The sequence below is a fragment of the Rhizobacter sp. genome (genome assembly GCA_021153565.1).
Lineage (GTDB): Bacteria > Pseudomonadota > Gammaproteobacteria > Burkholderiales > Burkholderiaceae_C > Albitalea.
Window position 1 is genome coordinate 24,945 of sequence record JAJKJU010000185.1, and the last position, 6,776, is coordinate 31,720.

Consider the following 6,776-nt stretch of genomic DNA (forward strand, 5'->3'; position numbering starts at 1 on the left):
CGTCGTGGTAACGCCGCTCGGCACGCTGGACAGGACCCCGCCGCCCTTCTTTCGGCAAGGGCCTTCGGCGCTGACCAAGCTCATGTTCTGCTCGGCGCTTGCCGTGTTTCTGATGGTGGCCGACACGCGCTTCAAGCTCACTGGGCCCGTGCGAACTATCGTAGCAACAGTGCTCAATCCGGTCGAGCGCGCGCTGCGCGTGCCAGTCGATGCGTGGAACGGCGCCGGCGACTATGCGATGGGTCTCCAGCATGCACTGTCCAGCGAATCGGCTGCGCGATCTACGCTCGCGAAGCAAGCGGAACGGGCGGCCCGAGTGGAGCAGCTTGAATCCGAGAATAAGCGCTTGCGTGACCTGCTCGGATTGCGCTCGGCGCTCACTGTCAAATCGCAGCCGGCCGAGATCCTGTACGAAGCCTCCGATCCGTTTTCGCGCAAGGTCGTCATCGACCGCGGCACGACGCAGGGCGTGGTGCTCGCCTCTCCGGTCATCAACGAGGCGGGTGTACTCGGCCAGGTGACTCGCGTCTATCCGCTGTCGGCCGAAATCACCCTCCTGACCGACAAGGACGCTGCCATCCCCGTGCTCAACGTCCGTACTCAAAGCCGCAGCGCCGCCTATGGCACAGGCATCGGAACGGGGCTCGAATTGCGCTTCATGGCCGGCAATGCAGACGTCCAAGTGGGCGATGTGCTCAATACCTCAGGTGTCGACGGGGTCTATCCTCCGGGACTTCTGGTGGCCAAGGTCACGGCCGTGGATCGGAAGGTCGACACCGGATTCGCCCGCGTCACGCTGGTGCCCAGTGCGCCGCCCGATGGTGTGCGCCACGTCCTCGTTCTCGAGCCGGTGGGTCTGCAGATGCCGCCCAAACCCGAGCCGGTCGACGAGGTGCCGCCCAAGCCGGGCAAGACCAGAAAGCCGGCCAAGAAATGAACATCGGGACGCCGACCAGCTCAGCCGCAACATGATCATGCCGCGCCGCTCCGACCAGCTTTTGCTGCCAGTCAACCCGCTTTTTGTCTGGACGACGCTCCTCGTCGCCTTTGTGATCAACCTTGTGCCGCTGGGCCGCCACCCGGCCATGCCTGATTGCATGGCGCTCGTCCTCGTGTTCTGGAACGTGCACCAGCCGCGCCGCGTGGGCGTGGGCTTGGCATTCATGTTCGGGCTGATGATGGACGTGCATGACGGCGCCATCCTCGGGCAGCACGCACTTGCTTACACTCTGCTAAGTTTTTTTGCGATCACCATCCACCGTCGGCTGCGCTGGTTCACCGTGCCGTCCCAGGCGGTACAAATTCTTCCCGTCTTCGGTGCCGCACACGCCGTATCGTTCGTTGTTCGCATGATTGCGGGCGGCATGTTGCCCGGATGGGAACTGGTGCTGGCGCCGGTGTTCGAATCGCTGCTGTGGCCTGTGGTGACCTGGATGTTGCTTGCGCCGCAGCGCCGGGCGCCCGACCCCGACGAAAACCGTCCGCTTTGAGAGGCTGAGACTCTCAGCCTCTGAGGGCCGTTTTTATATCGGAGAAAGTTGAAACGTGCGCTTGCGCAATCAACTCGTGACGATCAATCTTCATCATTCACGTTTCACTTTTCATTCTTTCGCCTTTCATACAACGTGACTGAACTCAAGAACCTCGAGCAGGAGATGAGCCGATTCAGAACGCGGCTCGTGGCTGCGGCTGCGTTCGTCCTGTTCGCGTTCTCGCTGCTGACCGTGCGGCTCGTGTATTTGCAGGTCTACCGCCACGACGAACTGTCGACGCAGGCGGAAAACAACCGCATCGCAGTCGTGCCCATCGTGCCCAACCGCGGGCTGGTCGTCGACCGCAACGGCGTCGTGCTGGCCAACAACTACTCGGCCTACACGCTCGAAATCATGCCGTCCAAGGTGACCGATCTCGACGCCACCATCGACCAGATTAACCAGGTGATTGAGGTGCAGCCGCGCGACCGCAAGCGCTTCAAGCGGTTGATGGAGGAAAGCAAGAGCTTCGAGTCGCTGCCTATCCGCACCAAGCTGACCGACGAAGAGGTGGCACGCTTCACGGCGCAGCGCTTTCGCTTCACCGGGGTGGACATCAAGGCGCGGCTCTTTCGCAACTATCCCTACGGCGAGCTCGCTAGCCACCTGATTGGCTACATCGGTCGCATCAACGCCGCGGAGAAGGAGGTCCTCGACGAATCCGACGACGAGGCCAACTACCGTGGCACCGAGTACATCGGAAAGCTGGGCGTCGAGCAAAGCTACGAGGCTGAATTGCACGGGCAAACTGGCTTCGAGGAAGTCGAGACGAGCGCTGGCGGACGGGCGGTCCGACGACTCAAGAGCAATGCGTCAACGCCGGGCAATACAGTCGTGATGTCGATCGACATCAAGCTGCAGGCGATGGTGGAGGAGTTGTTCGGCGATCGACGCGGCGCGCTCGTGGCCATCGATCCGCGCAGCGGTGAGGTGCTTGCCTTTGTGAGCAAACCGAACTTCGATCCGAATCTTTTCGTCGATGGCATCGATGCGGAGAACTGGAAGATCCTGAACGATTCGCCCGACAAGCCGCTGCTCAACCGCGCGCTGCGGGGCGCCTACCCGCCTGGCTCGACCTACAAACCCTTCATGGCGCTCGCAGCCCTTTCGCTCGGCAAGCGTACCCCGCAACAGGCGATCAGCGACCCCGGCTACTACTGGTTCGGCAACCACAAGTTTCGCGACGACAAGGAGGGCGGCCACGGCATGGTGGACATGTACCGCTCCATCGTCCAGTCGTGCGACACCTACTACTACATGCTCGCCAATGACCTCGGCGTCGATGCGATGCACGACTTCATGGCGCCGCTTGGGTTCGGTCAACTCACGGGGATCGACATCCACGGTGAACTCAAGGGCGTGCTGCCTTCTACGGAATGGAAGCGCAAGGCATACAAGCGAAAAGAACTTCAGAAGTGGTATGCCGGTGAAACGATTTCTCTGGGCATCGGCCAGGGCTACAACACCTTCACCATGCTTCAGCTCGCGCAAGCCACGGCGACGGTGGCGGCGGGCGGCCAGCGGTTCAAGCCGCACGTCGTTCGCGCGATCGAGAACGTCGAGACGCGCGTGCAAAGGCCGTTGCAAGGCGTGACCCTGCCGCCAGTGCAGCTCAACCCTGAACACGTGGCCGTCATTCACGCGGCGCTATACGGCGTGACGACGGAAGGCACCTCACGCGCCTCGTTCATCAACGCGCCCTACAAGTCGGGCGGCAAGACCGGCACGGCGCAGGTCGTGCAGATCAAGGCGAACGAAAAATACGACGCGAGCAAGGTTGACGAACGACATCGCGACCATGCGCTGTACATGGCGTTTGCGCCTCTGGAGTCGCCACAGATTGCCGTCGCGATGGTGGTGGAAAACGCGGGCTTCGGCGCCGGCGCGGCCGCCCCGATCGCGCGTCGCATGTTCGACTACGTGCTGCAGGGCCAATATCCGAGCGTGGAGGACGTTGCGGCCACCCAAAGCGGCGCTTCCACCGCGCCGATCGGCACGCCGCGCGTCGCGTCTGAAGTGCCTCTGCCTGGCGCGCCAGCGGGTCTGCTGCCCCCGCAAGGCGCCGTAGTGCCTGCGGCTGCGTCGCAGCCCGCTTCGGCGCCAATTCAACGGGTGGCCTTGAACGCGCCAGCTGGAGCGCAACGATGAGCGCTGTTTTCGACAAGCCCTCGATGTGGCAGCGCGTGCGACCCGTGGTCACCGGTTTCGACGGTCCGCTCATCTTCGCGATGCTGTGGCTGGCCGCCTTCGGCTTGGTCACGATGTACTCCGCCGGCTTCGACCACGGCACGCGATTCGTCGATCACGCGCGCAACATGATGTTGGCCTTGGGCATCCTCTTCCTGGTGGCGCAGGTGTCGCCTCAGAAGCTCATGGCGCTCGCTGTGCCGCTGTATTCCGTTGGCGTGGCCCTGTTGATTGCAACCGCGGTGATAGGCGTCACAAAGAAGGGCGCGACGCGTTGGCTCAACGTCGGCGTTGTCATCCAGCCGAGCGAGATCTTGAAGATCGCCATGCCGCTGATGCTCGCGTGGTGGTTCCAGCGCCACGAGGGCCGAGTGCGTGTGCCCGACTTCACCGTCGCGCTATTGCTGCTCGCGATTCCCGTCGGTCTCATCGTCAAGCAGCCCGACCTGGGCACGGCCATCCTCGTGTTCTCGGCGGGTTTCTACGTGATCTTCTTCGCCGGGCTGTCGTGGCGGCTCATTCTTCCGGTGCTGCTCGTGGGCGCCATCGCCATCACTGCCGTGGTGGTGTCGGCCGACCGCATCTGCGAGCCTGATGTGAAGTGGCCGCTCATGCGCGACTACCAGAAGCACCGCGTCTGCACCTTGCTCGACCCGACAACCGACCCGCTGGGCAAAGGCTTCCACATCATCCAGGGCATGATCGCCATCGGCTCCGGCGGCATCGATGGCAAGGGCTTCATGAAGGGCACGCAGACCCACCTGGAGTTCATTCCCGAGCGCACCACCGACTTCATCTTTGCGGCCTTCGCGGAGGAGTTCGGATTAATGGGGGTGGGCGGATTGCTGCTGGGATTCTGCTTCTTGATATTTCGAGGGCTGATGATTGCCGCCGATGCACCCACAGTCTTCACGCGGCTGCTGGCAGGGGCCATCACGCTCAGCTTCTTCACCTACGCCTTCGTCAACATGGGCATGGTGAGCGGCATCCTGCCGGTGGTGGGCATTCCGCTGCCCTTCGTGAGTTATGGCGGGACGGCGATGGTGACCCTGGGCTTGGGGCTGGGGATATTGATGTCAATTGCAAAGAATCGACGGCTGGTGCAGAGCTGAGAGGCTGAGAGTATTTCGAGCGTATCCGAGCAGCACGTCAAAAGGCGCCTGATCCAGGCGCAAAGCGCAGCCATGGCTCATGCTATGGCGAGCATTTGCAACGACGAGAAGGGGTCTTTTGGCGTGATGAGCGGGCATGATCGAAAAGCTCTCAGCCTCTGAGGCCTCAAAGCTCCGAGTGCGCACCCACGGCGAATACATCATGCTGACGGCGGCGCAGGCGGGGTCACGTGGAACCGTATCGTGAATCGCGTTCCCGGCCCGATGGTCCCGCCAGCCTGATCGTTCAATTTCGATCGATGCCGCAAGTTCGCGTCCTCCAACAGAATCTGCGCATCGTGCTGCTGCGCAATCTCCCTCACGATCGCCAGACCCAACCCTGACCCGTCGACGTTCGTGCCAAGCGCCCGATAGAAAGGCTGGAACACCTGCTCCCGCTCCGCGGCTGGAATGCCCGGCCCGGTGTCTTCCACCTGGAGCACGACCACCTGTCCAAAGGGGTCGTTCATCACCCGAACTGTCACGGTTCCGCCCGCAGGTGTGTACTGCAGCGCGTTATCCACGAGGTTGCGAATCAACTCGCGCAGCAGCAAGGAGTGACCCTGGATCTGCAGCGAAGCGGTTTCCGGCCGTTCGTAGCCGATGTCTATGCGCTTTTCCAGCGCACGCGGCACAAAGTCGCGCACCGTTTCTTCGGCGAGCCGCGCGATGTTGACGCTCTGCCGACGAGAGGCATGTCCCGTGTCTTCCGCCCGTGCCATGGCGAGTAGCTGGTTCACCATGTGCGCCGCGCGCTGGCTCGACAGGGCAATTTGCTGCAGCGATCGCTTTACCGCCTTCGGGTCCGTGGTGCCGGCATCGATCTCTCGTTGCGCGAGTTCGGCCTGCGTGCGTAACCCGGCCAGCGGTGTCTTCAACTGATGCGCAGCATCGGCCAGGAAGTGTTTTTGCGCGCTCAGCGATTGATCGAGCCGCGCGAGCAGGTCGTTGATGGCGCGCACCAGCGGCGACACCTCTTCCGGCACGTCATGCTCGTCGATGGGACTCAAATCGCTGCTGTCTCGTTTGCGGATTCGCTGCTGCAATTCATTCAGCGGCGCGATGCCGCGCGCGAGCGCGAGCCATACCAGCAGCACGGCGAGCGGAAGGATCACGAATTGCGGAAGGATCACGCCCTTGATGATTTCCGTGGCGAGCCGCGAGCGTTTGCCCAGTGTTTCGGCAACCTGCACCAGTGGCGCGGCATTCGGCGGCCGGCCCGGCACGTCCACCCACAAGAAGGCCACGCGCACGCTGTCGTTGTTCAGCGTGTCGTCACGAAAATGCAGTTCGCCAGGCGGCGCACGATCGTCTTCCGTGGGCACAGGCAGCGAGCGGTCTCCGCTCAGGTACTCGCCGCGCAGACCGAGCACCTGATAGTAGATATCGTCAGATTCGTCGGTATGCAGAATGTCCGATGCGCTCGCCGGCAAGCTGAACCTCGCGACCGGTCGCCCGCCGGGCGCTTCCACCTGAACTTGCTTGGACAGCAGCTGCACCATTTCACCCAACTGGCGGTCGTAGGGCTTATTGGCGATGCCCTGCGCAACCAGCCAAGTCAGCACCACGCTCATCGGCCACAACAGCAGAAGCGGGGCGAGCATCCAGTCGAGGATCTCGCCGAACAGGGATCGCTGTTCTCGTCGCGGGGCAGTCATTCGCGGGGAAAGAATACCGCCGCTCGCGGGAATGTCACTCTCACGCTGCGCCACCTCATCGGTGCGCTCAGAGGCTGAGAGTATTTCGATCATGCTCGCTCATCACGCCAAAAGCCCCCTGCTCGTCGTTGCAAATGCTCGCCATAGCCGAATGGCACTTACTTTGGCCTTCCAGCCCTGGGAAACGCGCGCAAATGGTTGAAGGCAAAGGGAGGAGGCTGACCAAGGATCGATAGGATGGTTGTTTA

5 protein-coding genes are annotated in these 6,776 nt (G+C 62.4%); 4 read left to right on the forward strand and 1 reads right to left on the reverse strand.

The window, feature by feature from the left end; translation table 11 throughout:
* Positions 1-4 precede the first annotated feature (4 nt).
* From mreC to rodA, 4 genes are all read left to right on the forward strand, one after another.
* On the forward strand, positions 5-937 hold the full coding sequence (gene mreC / locus AC30NL_RS11760; RefSeq protein ID WP_489464186.1) for a rod shape-determining protein MreC: 933 nt from the start codon (positions 5-7) through the stop codon (positions 935-937).
* Between the two features lie 31 nt (positions 938-968).
* On the forward strand, positions 969-1,490 hold the full coding sequence (mreD, locus tag AC30NL_RS11765; RefSeq protein ID WP_489464187.1) for a rod shape-determining protein MreD: 522 nt from the start codon (positions 969-971) through the stop codon (positions 1,488-1,490).
* Positions 1,491-1,625: 135 nt separating this feature from the next.
* The gene (gene mrdA, locus AC30NL_RS11770; protein ID WP_489464188.1) at positions 1,626-3,680 is read left to right on the forward strand and encodes a penicillin-binding protein 2; all 2,055 of its coding nucleotides are present in this window, start codon (positions 1,626-1,628) and stop codon (positions 3,678-3,680) included.
* On the forward strand, positions 3,677-4,831 hold the full coding sequence (rodA, locus tag AC30NL_RS11775; RefSeq protein WP_489464189.1) for a rod shape-determining protein RodA: 1,155 nt from the start codon (positions 3,677-3,679) through the stop codon (positions 4,829-4,831). Before mrdA ends, rodA begins: the two co-directional genes overlap by 4 nt.
* A 200-nt stretch (positions 4,832-5,031) precedes the next feature.
* On the opposite strand, the gene AC30NL_RS11780 is transcribed toward rodA, so the two are convergent.
* Positions 5,032-6,528, reverse strand: coding sequence for a sensor histidine kinase (locus tag AC30NL_RS11780; protein ID WP_489464191.1), 1,497 nt, complete (start codon positions 6,526-6,528; stop codon positions 5,032-5,034).
* Between the last annotated feature and the right edge of the window lie 248 nt (positions 6,529-6,776).